This window comes from uncultured Methanobrevibacter sp. (assembly GCF_946184425.1).
Classification (GTDB): Archaea; Methanobacteriota; Methanobacteria; order Methanobacteriales; family Methanobacteriaceae; genus Methanocatella.
The window spans coordinates 52,815-76,580 of the sequence record NZ_CAMHFP010000004.1 but is presented as its reverse complement, the minus strand read 5'-3'; the positions used below and the strand labels follow the sequence as shown (position 1 = coordinate 76,580).

At 35.2% G+C, this 23,766-nt stretch carries 7 protein-coding genes; 1 reads left to right on the top strand and 6 read right to left on the bottom strand.

The features are described from left to right. Nucleotides 1–94 precede the first annotated feature (94 nt). The 3 genes from Q0P94_RS01445 to Q0P94_RS01435 form a co-directional block, all read right to left on the bottom strand. Nucleotides 95–2,428, bottom strand: coding sequence for a right-handed parallel beta-helix repeat-containing protein (locus Q0P94_RS01445; RefSeq protein ID WP_295112938.1), 2,334 nt, complete (start codon nt 2,426–2,428; stop codon nt 95–97). Between the two features lie 31 nt (nt 2,429–2,459). Next, entirely contained in the window at nt 2,460–2,825 is a 366-nt protein-coding gene (locus tag Q0P94_RS01440; RefSeq protein WP_295112935.1) for a hypothetical protein, read from the bottom strand. A 328-nt stretch (nt 2,826–3,153) separates the two neighbouring features. After that, nucleotides 3,154–3,453, bottom strand: a complete 300-nt coding sequence (locus Q0P94_RS01435; protein ID WP_295112932.1) for a hypothetical protein — start codon at nt 3,451–3,453, stop codon at nt 3,154–3,156. A 319-nt stretch (nt 3,454–3,772) separates the two neighbouring features. On the opposite strand from Q0P94_RS01435, the gene Q0P94_RS01430 reads away from it, so the two are divergent. Then, entirely contained in the window at nt 3,773–9,532 is a 5,760-nt protein-coding gene (locus tag Q0P94_RS01430) for an Ig-like domain-containing protein (RefSeq protein ID WP_295112929.1), read from the top strand. A gap of 146 nt (nt 9,533–9,678) precedes the next feature. Here the strand turns inward: Q0P94_RS01430 and Q0P94_RS01425 are convergent, their stop codons facing one another. The 3 genes from Q0P94_RS01425 to Q0P94_RS01415 all read right to left on the bottom strand — a co-directional run bounded on the left by Q0P94_RS01425 (nt 9,679) and on the right by Q0P94_RS01415 (nt 23,473). Next, nucleotides 9,679–10,350 (bottom strand): DUF11 domain-containing protein, encoded by a 672-nt coding sequence (locus Q0P94_RS01425; protein WP_295112926.1) that lies wholly within the window; start codon nt 10,348–10,350, stop codon nt 9,679–9,681. Between the two features lie 1,048 nt (nt 10,351–11,398). Then, on the bottom strand, nt 11,399–17,887 hold the full coding sequence (locus Q0P94_RS01420) for an Ig-like domain-containing protein (RefSeq protein WP_295112922.1): 6,489 nt from the start codon (nt 17,885–17,887) through the stop codon (nt 11,399–11,401). A gap of 69 nt (nt 17,888–17,956) precedes the next feature. Further along, entirely contained in the window at nt 17,957–23,473 is a 5,517-nt protein-coding gene (locus Q0P94_RS01415) for a right-handed parallel beta-helix repeat-containing protein (protein WP_295112918.1), read from the bottom strand. Nucleotides 23,474–23,766: the final 293 nt, after the last annotated feature.

The window sequence follows — 23,766 nt, the reverse complement described above, 5'->3', positions numbered from 1 at the left end:
AAGTGATTATTGGAGTAATTAAAAATAAAAAAATAATATTATCAAGAAAAACGATTGCATCATCCACCTTGATAATATTAATTACCATTTTCAGTCAGTCTTTCCTATACAGTCCCACAAGACTCATCAAAATAACCACAACCAGCATCAAAACCGGATTTCCGCAGGCGGACTCGACATCGACCCTTTCAATCTGAGATCCCTCACCATAAAAGGAACCGTTGTGATTTTTTCCGCCGATTATCACAGTTGTCGAAGCGTTGCCGTAGTCGGATGCAGTTACTGTAGCAATGCCGTCCCGCTCACCCTTCATGTATGCGGTTGCCTTTCCGTTTGTCCAGTTCAATGTGATTGATTTTTTGCCGTTGAAGCTTCCAAGGTCACTTGAAAGTGTTACCCTTGGCCCTGAAAAGAAGAACCTTGCATTTGCAGAATGATCCCTTCCCAGGGAATCTGTGTAGACATCAACAGTTATTTTTGAGTATTCACCTTTTTCAATGACTTTCGGATTTGCCCGGACGGTCATGACAAGCCATGGTCCGTATGCGACACTACCTGTGTTTGCCCTGAATTTGGAAGGGGACGGTCTTGAATTGCTTCCCCACCAGTTGAACCTTGCATCAACCACGCCTGCGGTTGCATTGTCAAGATTTCCGAACATCTGACCTAAAAATGCACCCATTGACACGCTCATGTTTCGAAGTTCCTCTTCTGTACAGTTTTCAAACATTTCCTGTGACTTCAAAAGCAGATATGCAAGCTCCTCATTGGACATGCTAGGGTCGTAGTCATATGATTCAAGAATGAACCTTCTTGTGCTGTCCTTTATGACATTGTATTTCAAGTTCACCCCACGGTTATAGTGTATTTCGGCAGGTCTTATAACAGCAAATCCGGTTTCGGTACCGCTTCCTTCAAGGTTGTTTCCCATTGCGGTGAAATTTCCGTTGACTGTGAAGTTTGTGTTGTTGAACTTCTTGTCGAGATTCTTTATGAAATCTATTATCTCATCAATTGTTGCGTTCTGAGGAATTGTTACGTTGACGCCGCCAGCATCAATGCTTAGCGTGAGTCCTGTTATCATCACGCCCTTGTCTGATTTGATGTCATATATCAGGTTCTTGTTGATTCTTGCGTTTCCAAGTGACACCACATTTATTGCATTTATGTTGGAGGCCACAAGGTCTGTCAGATTATTTTTTGAAACGTCAATCATCGCCTTGAAGTTTGTATACTCTATTCCGGTAGCTGAAATCCCGGTAAGGAGTTTGGTTGCGCGGATATTTTTCACCACACTGTCTGAAACATATAAATCAACACATCCCACACCGGTTGTTGTGATTCCAGTTGCCTTGGAGTTTTTGCCGAGTGCCTTCACGTCACGAACGTTGATGTCATGAATCAGTGTTTTTGATGTGTCGTTCTGTCCGATTGTTGTTACAGAAACACTCAGGCCTGTTGCAGATGCGTTTTCATTGCTGCTTGTTGATATGTGGCCTATATCCAAATCGGACACGTCAATTGTAGGAAGTGTTGTGTTGAGGGAAAATATGCCTATGTTTACGCCGTATGCCTCAACAGCCGCCAGAATGTTTTTGACAATGTTTCCTGCAACATCAAAACCTGTCAGGGTGTCGAAAATGCTGTTTCCTCCAACGTCAAGGCCGTATGCAGAATCCCTCAGCGACTTGACATTCGAAACATAGTTGTCCGTTACCCGGACAGTCAAATCATCTGCAATTATTCCTATTCCGTTTATCTTAATTCCGATTGCAGTTCCGTTTTCACGAGTGTTGATGACATTTGTAACCCTGTTTCTCGAAACTGTCGGATTGTAGGTGTTGACGGATATTCCGGCACAGTTCATGTTGGTTATGTTATTTCCAGCAATCAGAGTATTGTTGATTACCCTTATTATGATCTCACCGGACACGTTTCTTGCATAGTCATCTGTTGCAATTCCGATGTTTCCGCCGGCAATTTTATTGTCTGTAATTCTGCATCCGCTTGCATTGATATAGATTCCTGTTCCATTAACGTCTGAAATGCGAATGTCAAAGCCTGAAATGGAAGTGTTGTTTGCATCGGGAAGAATCATGAAAGCTGTTTTTGCTGATTTTACAACAGCTCCATTACCTACCAATGAAAGCTCCTTTGAGACTTTGAGGTCCTCCTCATAAGTTCCCTTTTCAACGACTATTGTGCTTCCGGGACTTGCCCTGTCTATGGCTGACTGGATTGAGTCTCCATCACGAACGCTTATCTGTGAATCCGCCAGGATATCCTCATCAATACTAACCTCAAGGGAAATCTCATCGACAGCCTCAAGAATATTTTCCCCGTCCGCTGAAATCGTACTGTTGTCTGTTGCAGAAACCGAAGCTGCAAAGACAAAAATCAATAAAAATAAGAGCAATTTATATTTCATTTTAATCAAAAAAAATAATAAAAAAAGAAGGTTAATCAGTCTGATAATAGAAGTAGATTGTTTCTATACCATCACCAGTTGATTTTCCTTTTTCAAGAGTTTTGTTTCCTTTAAGCAGTGTGACATTGGTTGCACCGCCCCCGTACTGGTTGACAGTTACGCTTGCCATTTTCAAATCAGTAGTGTTTAAGTTAATGGTCTTTGATCCCACCCCTTCATCAGAGGAGTATTTGCCGTCAACTGTCAGGTCCAATCTCCATTTTGCAGTTGTATTTATCTGTAATGTGCAATTATCATCATTTGTTGCTGCTTCGGCACTGCTTACTGCAGTCACCATTGCTAATGCGCAAATCATTATTAGGATTGTGCCGACTATACCGAACTTTTTGTAATTCATAATACCACCATCAATAATTTTTTACAGTAGTAATAATAGATTGCCCATTCTAGTATATAAATTATACAGTTTGGCAATAAAATTTATATTAATTTAAAATATGTAAAAAATTTAAAGTTAAAATTATCCAAACATATCATAATTAAGATATGTAGTATACAATTACTATTTATAACAAAGTTATAATCTTTTACATCCAGAATTAGTGAATGATTTAAACAAAATGATGGACAGGATTCAGTATTTTGGACAAACTAAAAATTCACCGGCAAAAAAAATAAAAAAAATAGTCCGGTAATTACCGGACAGTGAAAGAAAATATTAACAACTACTCCACATCAAAAAGATCATTCAATCCTGAATCCTCGGCAATCATGTCAAGGATAGCTTCACCAAGAGGAGTAATCAGGTAAGGCCTTGCCTTTTTTGCATCATCATCGCTTATGCATTCTACAATTCCATGCCCTTCCATTTCTTTCAGTGCCCTTGAAACAAGGCTCGGTTTCATTCCTGCGATTTCAGATAGTGTTGTTGGTGTTTGAACAGTATTGTCTAAATGGATTAAGGATTTTACACGATATTTAGAACTTACAACATAAGCCAATTCCTTAAGTACTTCGTCATCCATAATAACCATTCTTTAATATTAAATTTGTACAAACTGATATAAATAATATGGTTTTTTAAAAAAATGATTAAAATTACATGAAATTTTTAAAAATTAATTAAAAACCGATTAAATGCAAAAATTAGAATACATATCACCATGATGTAAAAATAAATTACAAACCTCTTTTTTAGACAAATAAAGGGAAACTGAAACCGGCAAGCAGCATAAACAAAAAACTTTACATCACTTATATACTTTCTAAACAGATATTAGACATATAAAGACAACTGCAAAAACTTTATAAGTAAATAATACTTTAAATATTGGGAGAAATATTATGAAGGTTAAAAAGTTAATGCTAGTAACATTGGTGTTGCTGGCTATTTTAACAATTGGAGCTGTCAGTGCAAGTGATGATGTCTCATCAGACAATCTGACAGTTAGTGAAGATGTCGACGAAGTGTCTGTTGATGCTTTTGTTGATGATGAAAAAATTTCTGAAAACAGTGAGAATGAAGTTGTCGCTGTTTCAGATGATGAATTGGTATCTAATCGGGGAGGCATTGACGCTCTCAAATCTTCAGAAAGGGATATAATTTCTAATTCAACAGATATTAATTTTAATGTGATTAGCCTTTCTGCTTCAGATATTTATGAAGGTGAAAATGCAACTGTTATTTATCATGGGCCAGATGGTGAAGTTCAAATAACTGTTTCTAATCAAACTTTTTCTTTAATTGCTAATGGCGGTGTTGGAACTTTAGAATTTTATGATTTGCCTGTGGGATATTATTCTGTAACTTGCGGAAGTGCAAGTACTGCTTTTAATGTATTGCCTCGAGAAAATGAAGGTGAGGAAAACTCTTTTGAACTTTGGCTTGATGATGATCCACAAGGATTTGATGTTTCTTCTCCAGATTTAAGTGGATATTTCATAGCTGCTCTCACTGTTCCAGAGAACATGAATGGAAATATTTCTATTGTGGCTGAAGATGATATATTTTTATTTAATAAAGCTTTAAATGATTTTAATCCTAACCATATTAGAGATGATCATATATATGATATTTCCTTAAGTGATAACGGCAGGTATATTTTCGATGATATCGATGATGGAACTGTATTCAGATTTGCTTTTTTAGACGAGGAAGGTAATGAAATATGGAATGGTGCTAACTATAAATTAGTGATTAATGAGAATATTATTAGATTTGAATTGGATGCTCACAATCCTGGAGATTATGTTAGTATTGATGTGTCTGGTGATGAGTTATCCGCAAATGATGACAATGATTTTGTATGGATTAATCTTCCAAGTGATGTTACAGATGGTAAAGTAATTGTAACCAGTGGAGATTACACTTTATTCGAGGAATCAGTCAACTTTGAAGAAGGCGCCCACTGGTGGAGTGAGAGTGATGGACATTATGTCTGTTCATTTTCACCAAATAGCTTAACTAATTGGAATAATCTTTCAGATGAGGATATTGTTGTTTTCGCGTTTTTAGATGAAGACGGCAATGAAGTTGCAAGCAAGGAGTACAAGATTTTTTTAGGTGAAAACACTATCAGATTTGAAGAATTAAACTCTGAAGATGATGAACTTTACATTGGTATTTGGGATGAAAACGATGAAAGAGGAATTCTTTACACAGATGCTGAAGGCAATGTAATATCAATTGATGCTCCAAGAGATTATGAAGGAGCTATTTTCCACATATATGTAAATGATGATGAAGTGGTGTCATGGGAAGTTGAATTCGATGATGAAAATGACAGAACATACAATGATTGGGATTTGGAAGCGTTAGGAATCTCTCAAGCAGGAGAATACACCATTGCAGTTGAATTTGGTAATGGTGAATATTCTGAAATCCTTTTAAACAAGACAATAAGCGTATCTGAATTTAATGAAGATGTTTTCAGAGCAATGATTCAATTTACTACCGAAACCATGAGATTATATGTTCCTCAAAATGCTGAAGGTACTGTAACAATTATTACAGAAAAAGAAACTGATGATGATTTGGAACAAATTCATGAAGAAATTTATGAAATTACTTCACAGGATTATGGTGAATGGAAAGTATGGGCTTTAAGTGATTTGGGATTTGAAGCTGACGGTGCATTCAGAATATTCACTCTTACTGTTACAAATGCTGATTCTGAAGTATATCGTTATAGGATAGGTCATGTTGACGGTGAAGAACAAGAGGATGGTGAAGAAGAATTTTTAGAAGACATTATATTCGAATTCAACACTCAAGATGAAGATGGATACATATTTGAAAAGGTTTCATATGTTGATGTGGGTCGTGTATTTATTCCGCAAAAAGATGAGTTTGACGGTATTGAAGTAACTCTTCATATAATTTTAAATGGGCAGGAATATGAAACTTTAAATGTGCGTGATCTTTATGGATTCTACAGTTCAAGTCGACATGCGCTTGGATTTGAAGTTCCTTTGGATATGACAAAATTCAAAGATAAGGATATGCTGACTTTCCGTCTTGAAGCTAAATTTGGAAATGGGGAATCTGCAATTACAGAAGATAACGAATATAATGATATCATTTTAGAAGATAATGGTACATACTTCATTGGACATGATGATATTGATTTAAAACGCCTAGAATTTGATGCATTCTATGGTAATCTAACTACAGGAACCACAAACAATCCTGAACTGATGGGTCCTAAATTTGATGGTAGATTTGTTATTATAACAATATCCAATGCACTTAATATAACTGAAGGAACTGTAACTGTTAATGACGGCACAACTGACATATTTTCAAAATCCTTGTCTGAATGCGATAAGGAATATGACTATGGAAGTGTAGGTTATACATACTTTATCGGACTGGATGAAATTATGGACATGCTTCCTGAAGGTAAAGACATATTGGTCAGCTTTACTTATGGGGTCAATTCATTAATCCAAAAACGTATCCGATTTGATGACTATCTCTATAAGGTTGTTCTAAAAGAGGATATAGAAAAACAGTTCCACTTTGAAGTTTCAGATGATTTGATATTGCATGAATCTGATACTGCAATACATCTCTGGTCAGATTCAGACAGACAATCCATCTACATTGATCTTGGTGGAGGATATTTCATTATATATGTAAACGGAAAAAAAGTTGAGAATTTAGGAAATGTAAGCTTCAATACCTGGAAAGATAATTTCGATTGGAGAGAAGAAGATGATGATTATAATGATAGATTTGCTCCTGATGAAGAGGCATTTCTAAGTTATGTCAGAAGCTATTGGGGAAGAGAACTTGAACTCTTCCGTTTAACAGGTCATGCTCAAGGAGCTTCTGAACTGGATATAACATTGGCTGATTTGGGAATTAACGAATCAGGTACTTATAATATCAGAATTGTTCACTACCCAAGCGTTCCTGGCGGTTTGGATGACCATTCAAATATTGGTGAATATATTGATGGTGTATATGCTGAAGAATATTTCAGTCCTGACTATACTGAAGTATTTAATGGAAACATTACATGCAATCTCAATCCGGATTATGCGGGAGTTGTAATTCTTAATGAATCCCGATATCAACATGGTGTGCCGTTCCTGTTCACTTTCAAATTCGGTGATAATGTACTCTCTGAATCCAACAGAATATTAATTTATATTAATGATGAATTGGCATTCAATTGCACCACTTTATTCTATGCGGAAGATGACGATGGTGAAATGGAACTTTGTGACTTGTGGAAAGTTACCCCTGGAGAATTCGATAAAGAATTATTAAATGAATATGGATTCCTTGATGTTGGTGATTATAATGCTGTTGTCTATTTGGTTAAAGGTAGTGATGAGCCTGTTGAAATCGGCAGCGGCACTTTCACAGTTGTAAAACAAAAAGGAGACATGAATTTCACAATGGGTTCAACCACTGAAGATGATGGAATTCACACCATAATTTACGCTGATATTCCTGAAGGTGATTGGGACGGTTATTCACTTGAAATTATCATTGGGGATTCTGAAAAAATTGTTCCTGATGTGGATGATGTTGATGACTGGTTCCCACGCTGGTACAATGAATATGCAATATTCAAAGACAATCAAATCTATTCCAAAGAATCTTTAGAAGACATCATCGGTAAAGGACCAGTTGCAATAGATTTAGGTGTTCTTGATGAAGGTACACATATTTGGGTAGAATTTGGCCATGGTGAAGAAACAGTTTATGGAGACTGGGACTTCTATCAAAATGACTTCACTGTTAAAGCTGCTTCTGTTCCTGCTGATTCTGACTTAAAAGTTACAGTAGAAAACATCAATTTCGGTGAAACTGCTGTTGTCAATATTGAAATGGATGAAGCAATCAATGGTGAAGTTTTAGTTAGTGCTGGTGGTTTTAATTACACTGTAACTGTAACAAACGGTAAAGCTAGTCAAAATATTTCAGGTTTAAAAGCTGGAACTTATGATGTTGCTGTTAAATTTGAAGGAAATGATGACTATAATCCGGTTGAAAATACTACTTCATTCAAGGTTACTAAATTAACTCCTGTCATTGAAATAACTGCTGGTGAAGCGATTGAAGGAAGTGATTTGAACATTACCATAACAATCGCCAATGCCACTGGAATTGTAGATATAAACGGCAACATAATAACATTGATGGACGGAAAAGCCACAACCACAATAAAAACCCTAATTTCCGGCAATCTGACTGTTGAAGTCAACTACGCAGGTGATGACAAATATCTAAAAGCAAGTAAAACAACAAACATTGTTGTCAAAGCAAAGGAAAATCCGAACTTAAACATCAGCGCTCTTGACATCATATTTGGTGAAACCGCAACCATAAACATAGAAATCAATGCAAACGTGACAGGCAAAGTTACCGTTGACGGTGAGGAAATCAGCATCACAAACGGCAAGGGAACATACAGCATGAGCAATCTTAATGCAGGAAATTACTCCCTAACCATTGCATTTGAAGGAGACAAATACTTTAACGCAGATGAAAAGACCGCAGAGTTTAAAGTAAACAGAGCAGACTCCTCCATCAGCGCTTCCGACATTTCATTTGAGTACGGTGCAAGCGGATCTTCCAGTATCACACTGGATGGAGCCAGCGACTACAATGCTATTGTTAAAGACCATCCTGAAGCGGAAATAACAAAAGAAGGCAATATGGTAACAGTCAAAAACCTGACTGTTAGAACATACACATTAGAAGTGACAACAGTGAGTGACGAAAACCACAACCCTGCAACAGCAACAGCGACAATAACCGTAACTAAAATTGCATCAACAGTCACATATTCAAATGCAGTAGTATTTGACTTTGGAAAAACCGGCACAACCAACATAACATTCACAGGTGCAACCGGATTTTATGCAACTATCAATGGTAAAAACGATACCGTAAACATTAACGGCAGCACAGTCAGCATTTCAAAACTGAATGCTGGAAATTACACTTTAATCGTTACAACAATACCTGACGAGGATCATGCTCCAGTATCCGTCAGCGTTCCAGTCACAGTAAATGCATTGAAAACCAAGATAAAGGCAACAACTCAGATCACCACTTTTGGATCAAGCAGAAACATTATCATCAGACTGACAGATGCAAATAATGTTGCACTATCCGGTCAGAAAATTAACGTTGTAATTAACAGAGTTTCAAAAACCCTGACTACAAATGCAAACGGACAGGTTGTCTTTGCTATTCCAACAAATCTGGTTCCTAAGACACATGCCATAAAAATCACTTTTGCAGGCAGTGCCAACTACATCAAATCAACCGGCACAAGCAAGGTTCTTGTTAAAAAGGCAACACCAAAAATATATGCAGCCAAAAGGACATTTAACTCAAAAATAAAAGTTAAACCATACTCTATAATCCTTAAAACCGACAAGAACAAGGCAATGAAAAAAGTGAAAGTTTTCATAAAAGTTAACGGCAGGACATACTCCGCTTTCACCAATTCACTGGGAAAAGCAACATTTAAAATTACCCAATTAACTAAAAAAGCAAACTACATTGCAGTAATCAGCTATTTGGGTAACGGCTACTTTAACAAAGTAACCAAAAAAGTAATAATTACCAACAGGTAAAAGGGTAAAACCTTTTACAATTTATTTTTTTAAAAATGAGAATGGACAATTCGCCAATTAAAATTTCATTTAAAATATTTTGCAAAAAAATCAGAGAGTCTCCCAAATTGGGAAAAATAAAATTAAAAAAAATAGAATGTTTCCGATTATCTTCTAATAACCAGAATGAATAAAGCAAATATTGCCACTAAAATCAAAAATATCGGATTTCCTGTAGGATACATTTTTGCCTGTGCCTCTTTTTCAAATCCTGATACCTTTGCATCATCACTTACATCGATTTCCTCCTGTTCAAAAGTTATTTCATTGGTATTGTTTGAATCAGTGGTTATGAATGCCTTATTTATTTTTTCACCACTAGTTAACGCTTTTACAAGAATGAATAACTGTGCAAAACCGTCTTTAAATGTTAAATCACCAATGTCCCAAATTCCAGTTGCAGGATCGAAGGTTCCTTTGGTGGCAGTATGTCCGACATATTGTAATCCTCTTGGCAATGAATCGTGAACTTTAACATTTTTTGCAGTGTCAGGACCGTAATTTTCAACTGTTAAAATCCATTTGAAATACTCTCCAATATGAACATCTTCTTTACTAGCATCATTATCCAATACAAGATATGCGTTAGATTCCAATGGAGCATTAGAACTACCTAAAGTAGGTTCAGCTGAATCTGAAGCAGATAATACCTCCTGAGATTCTTCTGATGCGGATTCATCAGCAGGCACTGCAAAGTCATCAGTCTGATTTTCATCAATTTCCGCAGCACTGATTGCAGATACGGATGAAATAAGAATAATTCCAATGAATAATATCAAAACAACCCTATTTTTAATTGTGTCACCCCCTTAAAAATTTCTTTTATGATTTATATTATTTTAATTAGAATATTTAAAACATATTATTAATTCTGAATGATAATTATTCCAGATTAAATAATTTTTTTGATTTAAATCAGCACTGAAATTAATAAATAACTTACAATGAGCTGATTGAATGTAAAGGCCTTAAGATAAATAACCTGAATAATCCTAACTTTTACAGACATTTTCGTCCTAATCTTTAACCAACTGATTAAGATTTATAAAATAAGTTAAATTGTAAAAAAAGATAATAATGGAGAAAAAGATTAACACTTTTGCAGCGCTACACCGCAAACAAGTGTTGAATCGAGTAATTTGTATGAAATCTAATAAAATACTTCATCTTATACTAAACGGATATTTAATTTATGAACCATGCGAACATCAATTCCAAGAATTAACTCCCCATAGCACAATTAATTATCTAAAATAAGTTACATATAAATATTTTCGAGTGTAAGTGCTTACTTACACCTTAAAATAAAATATAATGAGTTAAATTTTAGTTTTTCCAAATATTAACTCAATAAAACCAAATTCAATATGAAACTACTAATGTTATGAAAAATTATATAGCAGTTAAAAAAAAAATGAACACAAATATATTTTTTTATTTATGATAACAAGTTTAGTTAAATTTAAAAAAAATGACTGAACATATTGTAATGAATATTTGACTGTTCATAGAATTTATTTTTTACTAATGAATCGAATACAATTAAAATTGAATTTTAGGCAAACTAAAATAACTATATATTTAAATAAAACGTGAATCCAAGTATTAATTGTAACATCTATTGTTACTAAAAAAATTATTTCAGTTTAAGTCTAGGGAACATATTTTCCCTCGGCTTTTAAAAAATTACTCTTTTTATATTTAAGATTCCACAAAATACTTTTAAAAAAATTTATTAATCTTAATAAAACAGATGAAAAGATCAATAAAATAAATAATACTCCACAGGTATTATTTTAATTAACCTTTCCTTTTATATTTCGAATACTAATTTTTAACGAGAATCACGTTTGAAATAATGGATTTACCGTAGCTTGATTTGACAATGTATTTTCCAGGATTCAGCTTTAATTTCAAAACAGCCACACCATTCCTATTTGTCAAAGCTGAATATTTTTTATTTTTTATACTGAAAGTTATTTTTTTACCGCTAAGAGCCTTACCTTTTGAATTGACAAGTTTAACATTGAATTTAACCACATTTGACTTTTTAACAGCAATATTTTTAGCCACTAAAAGAGGTTTGATAATTACCTTATTGGAAACCTTAAATCCGTTGTAAGTGGCAGTGATTGTGTAAACTTTAGGAGACAATTTAATTTTCAAGCCGGCATAACCGTTTTTATTTGTTCTGACTTTAAAGTTTTTGCCGTTGACTTTAAACAATACCATTTTGCCGGCACCCCCAGCTTTTCCATCCTTTCCAATTATTTTTACAGAATATGACTTGGCGGCACCATAATACATAACAATATTCTTATTTCCAATGATTGAAGGCAATACCTTGACCGTATTTTCAACATAATCTCCAGTTGAAGGATTTATAGCAGTAATCAAATATGTTGCAGGTTTCGCATTCATGGACAGTTTGACATTACCGTTCGCATCAGTCTTTTTGATGTATTTGATACCATTAATGACAATGTCCACGTTCCTGTTTTTCAGAGGATTTCCTTTTTTGTCTACAAATGATGCAAGATAATAAGATCCGTTGTTGAATACCTTGGTAAAACCGTTAGCCACAACTGTAGGAAGGACTGTCAGTTTATAGCTTACGCATAGTCCGTCATATGGGTTTGTAAATGAAATTGAATGCTGGCCCGGAATAAGATTCAAATCAAAATAGAATGCCTTTTGATTATTCAAAATAGCATGATAATTCTTGCCGTCGATGTTAATAATGAATGATGAATTATCTATTATTTCACCGGCACCATTTAAAAATGTCACGTTAAGATATGGACTGTCACCATAATATTTCACTGCATCCTGACCTATTACAGTGGAAAGGACAGTAATGTTTGTCCTGTCAAATGAATTCTGTGAGGAGTCTTCAGCATAATAGTGACACTCAACCTCATAAAATCCCGGTTTCAGTTCAATGTTTAATGTTATCCACCCTTCTGCATCAGTTGTGCAGTTATAAACAACACCATCAAGCAAAACGGAAATGGACTTGCCTGAAATAGGATTATTATCTGAATCCAGAAGCAATGCATGGAATTGTGTTCCGTTTCTGTAATATTTGACCAGTTTTTGAGCATGCAACTGTGTTGAAATTCCAGATATGAAAATTTTTGATGAAACCTGACTTTTCCTGTGCCCAATATCGCCTGAAAATACTGCCACGATGCTGTAAACATCCGGAGATAAGGACACGTTTAAATAAGCTTTTCCATGCCCATCTGTCTTTGATATGTACTGTTTATTGCCTATCTTAAATGTGATGCTTGCATTCTCAATCAATGTTCCGTTTTCATCGCTCAGTGCAACATAAAATTTGGATGAATCAGACAGTTGCAGACTACCAGCATAAAGAACAGTTTTAATCCTGTTGTCTTTGGACTCGATAACTATTGAATTTGAATTTGAACTTCCCAAATAGAAGTTATTGCCTCCATAAGAGACTTTTGCAATGTATTTTCCCATATCCAGATTAAGGTTAAATACTGCACGGCCCGCCTCATCACTTAAAGCTGATTTTGATAATACAACATCACCGTCAAAGCTCAAAATATCAAGAGCAACTTGGGATGAAGCAATTCCGTTTCCTAATGCATCTTTAAGATAAACTACAAAATTCAATGACTGATTGTCCAGACCAATAGCATCTGATGAAATTATATTTGATTGCGTTTTATCCGAATCGGTAACCAAGATGCGTGATTGTGAAGAGGAGGATATGTAATTAGGATTGTTGAAATCATATTTAACAATATATTCCCCGACATCCAAATCAAGGACCAATCTTGCAATACCTTCGCCGTTGGTTGTAAGATTATACTCAATATCTCCAATGCTTGCATTGATTTGCATGTTTTTAACCGGATTGTTGTTTACATCCCTCAGGAATATTTCAAGAATTCTGGAATCACCCCTGTTCATAATCATATCATTTGCAAATATTGCAGTTGGAGTTCTGAATACTGTTATCTTATTGGACCCCTGCCCGAAGATATTGTAATAGCTGTTTGAATATTTATAGCTGATGTCATATTCCCCAGGATTTAAGTTGATTTGAAGTCTTGCAAGACCGAAAGCATCAGTATAAACTGAATATGCCTTACTCCAACTTCCTGAAGAAATTGTGACAAGAATCTCCTTACCGTATTGGTCATATGCATTTGGATCTGTGAAATTGATGATGAAATACTTGTCTTCACCGTAATACTGCATCAAATCACTGGCATTTATCTGAATGTTCTGCAGTACAGCCTGTCTGTTTATAATGATTGTTGCACCATTGGATGAATCCGCATACCATCTGTTTCCACCATAATCCATAGTTGCCAAATAGTTTCCATCATTTAAATCTATAACAAATGATGCTTCACCGTTTCCGTCTGTGTTTGCACTATATTTCTTGACCAGTTTTCCCTGATAAAGATTTAAGTTGACTGTTTGATTGATTAAACGACGGCCATTCATATCAGTCAGAACCACATTATACAATCCCTTGAGAGGAATGGTTGCATGATAAAATCCAGAGACAATTGTCAGGACCTTTTCAACCTTGATTACTGCAGACCCATTGGAAGGACCGTATAAATCATCCCCCACATATCTTGCAGAAATGGAATAGGTTCCCGGAAGATAGTTAATGGTCAGGCTTGCAACACCGTTATCATTTGTCTTGACTGTAAACTCATCGGAGACATTTGCCTGAGAGATTACAACATAAACATTTTCACCGCGAATTAAAGTGCCGTAGCCGTCCCTTAAAGTGATATTATAAACATTTCCCTGACCGTACATAGTCACATTTTCCAAGGTCATGTTTGACCTTACCGGACGGACTTCAATATCCGCTTCACAATAGCTTGGAGAATACCATGAATCACCCAGATATTCGCATCTGATTTTATATTTGCCAACATCCAAGCTCAATATTGCCTCCCCAACACCATAGGAATCAGTATTGACACTTAAAGATTTCACATTGCCTTTTGAATCAACTATTGTATATCTTAAGGTTAAATTAACCAGTTTTACCCCATCTTCACCAGTTAAAAATGCCTGAAACCGGTTATTTTTACCATAATAAGTGTGATTATAGGCCAGCAAATATGTTATTGACGGCAATACCTGAATTTTAGCTGCCGCTCCACTTTTATCGAAAAATCCGTTGCCCAGATACCTGACATTTACAGTGTAGTTTCCAATAGGATAATTCACATTAAACTGCGCAAATCCGCTTTCATCAGTTTTGACTGTGAAAATGGAACTTTTATTGTTTTTATCAATTATTTCAACTACCAGATTCTGATTGGAGATTTTATATCCATTAACATTGACCAGAGTCATATTAAACTTATTCTGATTGCCTTTTAAAGAAACATCAGACATTATAATTTTTGTATTTGAATTTCTAACGTCAACATCCAAAATCTGATTGTCTATTTTTGCATAAGCCTTGAAATCGTTTGTGTTTTTGTCATAATTTAGAACTGCATTTGCAGACCCTCCGATCAGATAGGTGATTTCTGGAGAAATCATTCCACCTTCAACAGAAAAGTAAACCGCTCTTTGAGGCATTTCATGATTTAATGTACGTAGGCTTCCATTGGACATGACATGATTCAATCCTGCCCGGATTTCCTCGTTTGAAAGATATTCCAAAGTCATTATTACCCAGTCGTTGAGTGTTAAAGTTCCAAGAAACTTGAATATCCTGTCGCTTCCGGGCTTCTGATTATCTCCCCACCAATTTGAAGAGTAGTCAACGTCACCATCATAGGAATATATATCTGAGCCCTCATACTGTGCAGTGTTATTGACAAAGACAGAATAATGAATTTCCTTTGTATCTGAAACCGCACCACCAAATGCGGCCTTATTTTGAATGAAAACTGAATTTAGAATCAGATTTGCACTTGCAATTCCTTCACCGATGAATGCTTCACCGTTTTTGTACATGTTAACATTTGATATGAATACTGAATTGTTGATTAGGGAAGCTGTGACTATAGGATTTCCCATATTCGCCTGTCCGGTGTTGCTGATGAATCTGGAATTTTCAACAGTATCAGCAGCAAGTATTGCTCCTTTGTTATTTATAAATGAACAGTTATTGACAAATCCGTGAAATGAACCGTGATTATTATAGATATTCAATCCGATACCGTTGCTTCCGTAATAATTACTATTGTCCCTGAATACATTGTTTTCAAATACCGTGTTTTCAATGTATGCATAAACGGCAAACTTTTCAGCCACTTCAGATGCACTTACACCAAGCAGAGAATTGGAGTAGGTAAATGGATGCAAATTAACGATTCCGATTACATTATCCTTAAATAATGAATCATAAATTTCTATAGATCTTGTAACCGGAAAAACACAGTTGTAACTTTCAATTCCACTTCTGTGATAATAAGGAGCAAATTTTTCAAAAGTTGAATCATATACTTTGATTACAGGATTTCCCATTACAGCCGAACCCACAATATCGTAAAATTTTGTATTTTCAATTATGACCTGCGCAGGCTTATTTTTTCCAGATGAAGTATAAATCACTTCAGGAGCAGTTATTTCAGTAAATGAACAATTGTTAATGTTTAAATTACCTCCGCTGACAACGAACAGTTCATTGGAATATGCCCTGTCAGCGACTATGAATTTGATATTTTTAATGTCAAGACTTGCCCATTCCCTAATGGTAAACAAGTTTTTAGCGTTTGCCCTTTGAAGCACAGCATTGCCCATGCCCACAATAGTCAAGTTTTTATCAATGTTTACATCGCAATTTGCAATGTTTTTGTGCATACCCGGAAGCATGCAAATTGTATTGCCGTTTCCCACCCTGGAAACTGCATACTGGAGTGTAAGGAATGGCTTTTCATAGCTTCCGTCATCAGGTCCGTCATGGCCGTCAGGAGATACGAAATAGGTATTTTGAGACAATCCATTTCCAACAGTGAGCATTAATCTTTGAGAATCGATTACAGCAAATACCTGTGAGTCCAGAACATTATCAAGCAGATAGTTGCTGACTGTCTTATTAAGCACCAGTGATGAATATTTGAATTTACCGTTTTGTGATTCGAATTTGACTGTGGTTGATGGAATGTATTCATTCTGCCCAAATTCAAATGTGTTATTTCCATCATTCCATTTATTTAGCATGACTGTAAAAGTTCCGTTTGGAGAAACCGGAATTTCACCAGACTCATAATCAAAGCTTGCAACAGCCCACATTGAAGTGTTGTGATATTTGAAATATGAAAATGACGGTCCTTTATTGGATCCCCACCAGTTATACGGTGCGTAAAGATATCCGTTTAAGCCTCCTCCCACAATGCCATCAAGAATGATGGAATATGTGATGTTCAAATTGGAATGACCTGTGGACATGTATGAGCTGAAGACAGAGTGGATTGCAGTGAAATTTGAATAATGTATGGATAAAATTGATGGGTCTTTTGTAAAAGTGGAATCGGCAACTGAAACATTGGCATTCCTGAAGAAATTTTTTCCGTCAAACATGGAGTTGACAGCATTGACGATTCCTCCGTTCATGTCCAAATCTCTGACAGCTGAATCGATAATTGAAATGTTGGCACCTTCAAAAAGGTCTTCATCAAATCCTCCATTGGAATTTATAACAGTTACCTGTGATGAAATGATTTTTAAGATGTTGAAATTATAAACCGCATTTTCAACGCCTGAAACCACATAGGGATTATCGGATATTTTTGAGTTGATGATTGTGCAGTTTCCAATATTTGTAATCAGCTGTGCCATGTTTTTTGAAGAGGAATCTGACATTTTGGAATTTATGACAGTCAAATCTCCCTCATTATATATGGCTCCCATCATTGTATTCATTTTAGTGAATGTTGAATTAATTACAGTCAGGTTACCTCTATTGCATATGGCACTCATCTGATTATAGTCGTTGACATTGGAATTTGCAAATCTTATATTGATTAAAACAAGATTGCATCCCTGCTTGATATTGAAAAATGAAAATTTATTTTCACCGTCGATTGTTGCTGTGCCGGAATTGGACTTTATAGTCAAATCCTTATCTATGACAATTCCGGTATTGGATGAACCCTTATATATTCCGTCTTCCAGTATTATGCAGGACTTATTCTGCGCATTTAATACTGCATCGCCGATTGAGGAAAAGGGTGATGATTCACTTCCATTAGCATTTCCGCTAATGCCATTGGCAACATGAACTATATGATTAACCTGCTGAGCATCCCCTGCAGCTGTCAGATTACCGTTTGAAGCACTGACTAATGCCATGGATGATATGACAACAAAAATAATTAAAAATGAAAAAATAATCTTTTTTTTAAAAATTAAAAACACCACCTAATATTCCTCGTTTTCTTCCTTTTTATGCCTGTAACCGACTATTAAAAGGAATAGTGTTATGAATGCATAAATTAAAAATTGAATCATTGCATCAGAATCACTTAACAACTCATCAATTTCCTTAATTTCATAAGATTTTGAAACACTTGAAGCGTCATTTGATGAACTTCCCGCATCACCTGAAGATCCCCCTTGTGAGGATGAAGCTGAAGAAGCGGCATTTGCAGCCATTCCAACAGATGAAAAGTCAGGATTATAGCTTGAGCTGTTGGATTTACTTAGACTGTCATAGTTCACATTGCCGTTTGTATTGGATTCATGTGAAGAATTGCCTGTTGGAGCCATTCCGTTAATGCTTTGGCCTGAATATGACCTTCCGTTCAGGGATGAGTATAATCCATTATGGTTATTTCCGATTCCATTGTATCCTAAGTTTGAACCGTCACCAGAACCTGTGTATCCCCAGTTACCTTTACCACCTATTGTTGTTCCTGTTGAGGTACTTGAACCTGTATTTGTTGAGCCTGAAGGTTTGGAATTATCTCCATGTTTAGGATTTATGACAGGATTTGTATTGTCCTTATGACCGTCATCTTTTGAAGGGGAATCCCCTCCAGAAACTGTCGGATTCCAGCTGATCCATTGTCCATACCATGGCCTGAATTGTGTATTGGCAACAGACCATACTGAATCATCAGGACCTGAACTGGCACCCCAATAGTTATATCTCATGTCGATTGCGTTGGTAGTCCCTGATGTGGATATTGTATTTCCGGAAGGTGCGAAATTATCGGCAATATTTGAATCATGGACTGAAATATTTCCTGAGCCGAAGTTGAATGCTCCTCCTCTAGTCAATGCCTTATTTCCGGAAATTGTTGAATTATAAATATTTAAATGATTCTGGATATGACCATAATATACTGAGGAATCATACTCTATCGCTCCACCATAGCTTGCGGAGTTATTTGAGATGACTGTTCTCATCACAATGAAATTATCTGAAATATCCAAAGCACCACCACTTATTCCGGCAGTGTTGTCAGTAAATATTGAATCAATAATTTTTCCGTCTTTTGCCCTTGCCTGTATAGCTCCACCATTTTGAACCGCCTGGTTGAAGTAAAATTCACTGTCTGAAATATGGAATTTATTGAAATTTCCGCTTATGGCACCGCCAGCATATCCTCTTGAAAATGCAAAATAATTTAAGTTGTTTGAACCTAATGAACGCCTTGTATCGTTTGCCCTGTTGTTTAAAAATGTACTGTTCTTTATTTCTAAATCCGGCAAATCAGTATGGGTTGCTATCGCTCCACCGCTTCTTGCTGAATTAGAAATGAATTCTGAATTTTCAATAAGCATGTCATTGTTGGCATAAATCGCTCCGCCCACTCCAAGTGGCAGGTCACAGTCTGAACCTATCTGATGGCGATTTCCCTCATCAATAGACCATCCGGTTGAATATAATCTAAGTTTACAATAGTCAAGAGTTGTTAAAGCAGTATTATTGTTAAACAAAGAATTCCTAATGGACATTTTATATGTAGTATTGGAGTAGATTGTCCCCCCATGAACGCCCAAATTGTTGATAAATAAAGTTGATTCGATGGATGTTTTTCCAAGATTGGCTATTGCTCCTCCATAATGGCCCAAATTATTTGAAAATACGCTTGAATTTATGATTAATTCTCCTTTGTTTAAAATAGCTCCACCCATACCTGTATTCTTGCAGTCTACGGTATAAGCTGTTTTCAATCCTCCATCATCATATGTTCTATTTTCACTGAATTCAGGATGGGAATTATCGAAATAGGAACTGGAATCAGATATGAAAGAATTGTTTATTATTAGCTTACCGTTGTTAATGAATACTGATCCACCTTCAACATTGTGTGCATTTCTGATTTTAAATCCTGAAATGGAAAATGTGGAATCAAGAGATATATTGAACAGCTGATTTGTGTTTGCATCAATAACAGCATTGCCTAAAGCCATTAGAGTTAAATTTTTATTAATCTGAATATTTGATTCATTGTAGTTTCCGCCGGAAACATAGATTACTGAATAGTTCAAAGCATTTTTAATTGCTTTAGAAATGGATGCGTAAGGATTTGATTCACTTCCATCACCTGTTTCATCGCTTCCACTGGAAGATACAAATATGTCACGAGGAGTGTTTAAGTCAACCACATCATATTTAGCATTGACCGCAACATCAGCATATTTTAAACCGTTTGAACTAATCAGATAATTTCCAACAATGAAATTAGAAAGATTACTGTTGGAAATTACTTCAACTGCATATTCTCCACCTTTCTTAGAGTGTGAAATAATACGGTTTTCGCCAATCATATAACCGGAAGAGTTTGTAAGTGAAACACCAGCCTGTTTTATTCCTTCCCCATCAATGTAAACATTGTTTTTTGTGAATTCCCCTTGTTTTGAATTAAATGCATCATATCCGTAAACTGAATTTCCAGATGCATAAATTTCATTTCCTGTGACATTATCCCTTAAAGAAGCATTTGAAGAGATGACAACCAGAGAATCGGAACTTGCATTTATAATATTGCTGCCGATTAATGTATCACAGGCATTTTCAAGAGAGATTATTTTACTTTTAGAGGATACGTTAAAGCAGTTATTGGAAATTTGATTATATTTTGAATTGATTATTGTGATTTTAGACAAATCAGTTACATTATTGTATTTGAAGTGATTGTTTTGTCCCCCGTTAACTGTTAAAGATGAATTGACAAATGCATTATTCTGAATAATTACATTAGAAGAATTATTTAGAATTAAAGTTGAATTTATAAGAGTAATTCCATATATCCTTGAATTTGAAGCGTTAACATCAAGAATTATTGAAGCAGATATAGGAATTTCAGCATCATATGATGATATATCGACATCGGAATTGACTTTAAGCATTCTGTTATCTGTTAAATTATATAATAATAAAGTTGATTTTCCCCCAATCAGGTCATTTCTAAGGCATCCTTCTTCATCAAAATAAATGTTATAATTATTGTTGTCAATGACATAGACATTATTTTCCACATTTTCAACGACGAAAATAGGTTTTGAGGTATTTGTGTAAATTAGATTATCACTTATCACCAAGTCCCTGCAGTCGGAATTGATTATTGAATTACCTGAATTTTGTGTGAAAACGGATAAGGCATTTCCCATGATTGATGCATTTTTCAAATCATTGGCAGAAATTCCATAAATCTCATTGCTTTGTCCATACAGCTTATTGCCAGATACATTTGTATTTGTAACACCCTGAAGATTTACAAGATATGCCTTTTTAAGAGAATGTATTATAATCTCATTATCGCACACATCCATGTCAGATAATCTTCCTTTTATGTTAAATCCGTAGGCTTCACCGTCTGCAATGATGTTGATGTTGTTTGATATGAACTGACTGGAATTCAGTGAACCTACTGAAATCGCTTCACAGTCTTTGGAAGAGATGATGATCATGGTATTGTTTGCCAATAGGAATCCTTTGGACAATTTCCTGTCGTTTGCACTAATTGCATAAACATTGGAAATTTTTGAATTGATAAATAGGTTATTATTGGAGATTACTGAATTTTCACAAACATTTCTGATTATGATTACAGAATTATCACCTTTAGCTTTATTGAATGCAGAGTTAATGTTGTTTTTAACAATACTGACATCATTTACATTATCAAGTACAATAGCTTTACGGTTGCTGTTTATAAAATTAAAATCACGAACAAGTGATCCGCTTGCATTGCTTTTGATGGTGATTGTTACATTGAAGAGCAAATTGCTTTGCTTATTGCTTATTACATTGATTTTTTCATTTAGGATTATATTCTTGTTTGTAAGAAATGTTAAAATCATGACTTTGGTTTTGCCTTCAGGAAATGTATATGTCAAAACTCCATTCCTATCAAAGTAATCATAATAATTGCTATCATTTACAACAATTGCGGTAGATTTTAATATTACCCCATTTATCATATTGTCCTGTTCGATATTTGATAACTCATCGGTGATATCCTTGTAGATACCTACACTGCTGTTGGTCTCTATAACATTGTCTATAATAGTAGTGCGATAAACCAAACCTGCAATATAAACACCATGACTGTCACTTGTAATGGTATTCCTTGAAATAGTGTTATTGTAATATCTTATACCATTGTCTTTTGCAGGTATTGACACTCCTCTTGCATTAGTGATAATTATATTATTGTCAACTTCATTTCCATTACCTAATATAGTGATTCCATCATCATGATTAACTTTAATCCTATTGTCATATACTTTGGAGTTGTCTTCACCAACAGCTACTCCAACACCATATCCTTTAACATTGATGATATTGTCATGTGCAGTGACACTGTTGAAAATACTCATAGCAGACACCACATCTGTAAATGTCACATTATTGGCATAAACATCACATGTTGAATTAATCCTACCTGCTATCTGAATACCACATTTCTGACTACTTCCACTGACAGAGTTATCATGTACAGTGAAGTTACTTCCGGTGACACTTATACCGGTAGCACTATTGTCCACCACATTACCATATACTGAAAGATTATTCCCCTGGAGATTAATACCGAATGACCCTTTAAGTACAGTATTGTTTGCAATCACTGTACCATCATGATTTGCATATGACATCTGTATGATGATTGACATAGGGAGACTGCAGAATCCTTTAAGATAATTATAGGATATGACATTTCCCAGACATAACGGAGAACCTGAATAATCAGCATGATTGAAGGGGTTGAAGTAAATAAGATTTGTGACAGACATGTCGGAATATGAGAGAACCTCCAGACTGTTATGGGAAATCAGATTGTAATGGCACTGACCCATAATCATGACAGAGGAGATGTATGTCTTCATGTCATTGTAGACAATCCGATTATTGCTGGACCATCCCATAGGCATTGCATAAACTCCAGCCGCATTGGCAATTCTAATTGTGTTGTATGAAATAAAATTGTTGTTGGAATTGGTTAGCCATATACCGTGTAGCTGGCCTACAGTAACGCCTCTGAATGTCAATGTCCCCTTGGTATTGTTTATTGTCAGATTAGTTATTGTTGACCCATCACTGCCTTTGATTAAATGAATATACCCGTTTGTAATCTTATCGTTTTGAGTAATCGGCATTACGGTAAGAGGACGGTCAATAACAAATGCTCTGTTTGAAATATTTCCGATTTTTATTGTATCGCCACTTGAAATTCCAGAATTTGGCAAAATTTTTCCATCCCTCGGATTGAAATATTTCTCATATGAAATCTGAGTGATTTCAAATGTTTTGCCGCCATCTGAAGACAGATTATTTGAATCTGCACCATTTTCCACATCATCGGAAATTTCAAGTTCCTGAGGTGAACTTTCATCAGCGACAGAAAGTACATTATCAGCTGTTTGATTAACCGCAGCCACTACATTGAGTGACAAGCTAACTGCAAACATGACCAGCAATAACATGAGCACATTTCTGTTTTTGATAATTTCACCCCATAATAAATCTTATTTGAAAATAAATAAATCAAGTAATTTATGATGTTATACATTATTTACGTGAACCTATTTAAAATTTGTTAAAAAAACAAGTATACTTGATAAAAAAATGAATTTTAAAATAAAATAAAATTAAAAATCAAGCAATATATCCCACCAATATTACAATTAGAATCATTTTAAAGATATAATAAATCAAATAAATTACAATCTATTTAAATTTTATGTAAAAACATTTTTAAGGTATTTTTAAATTTCAC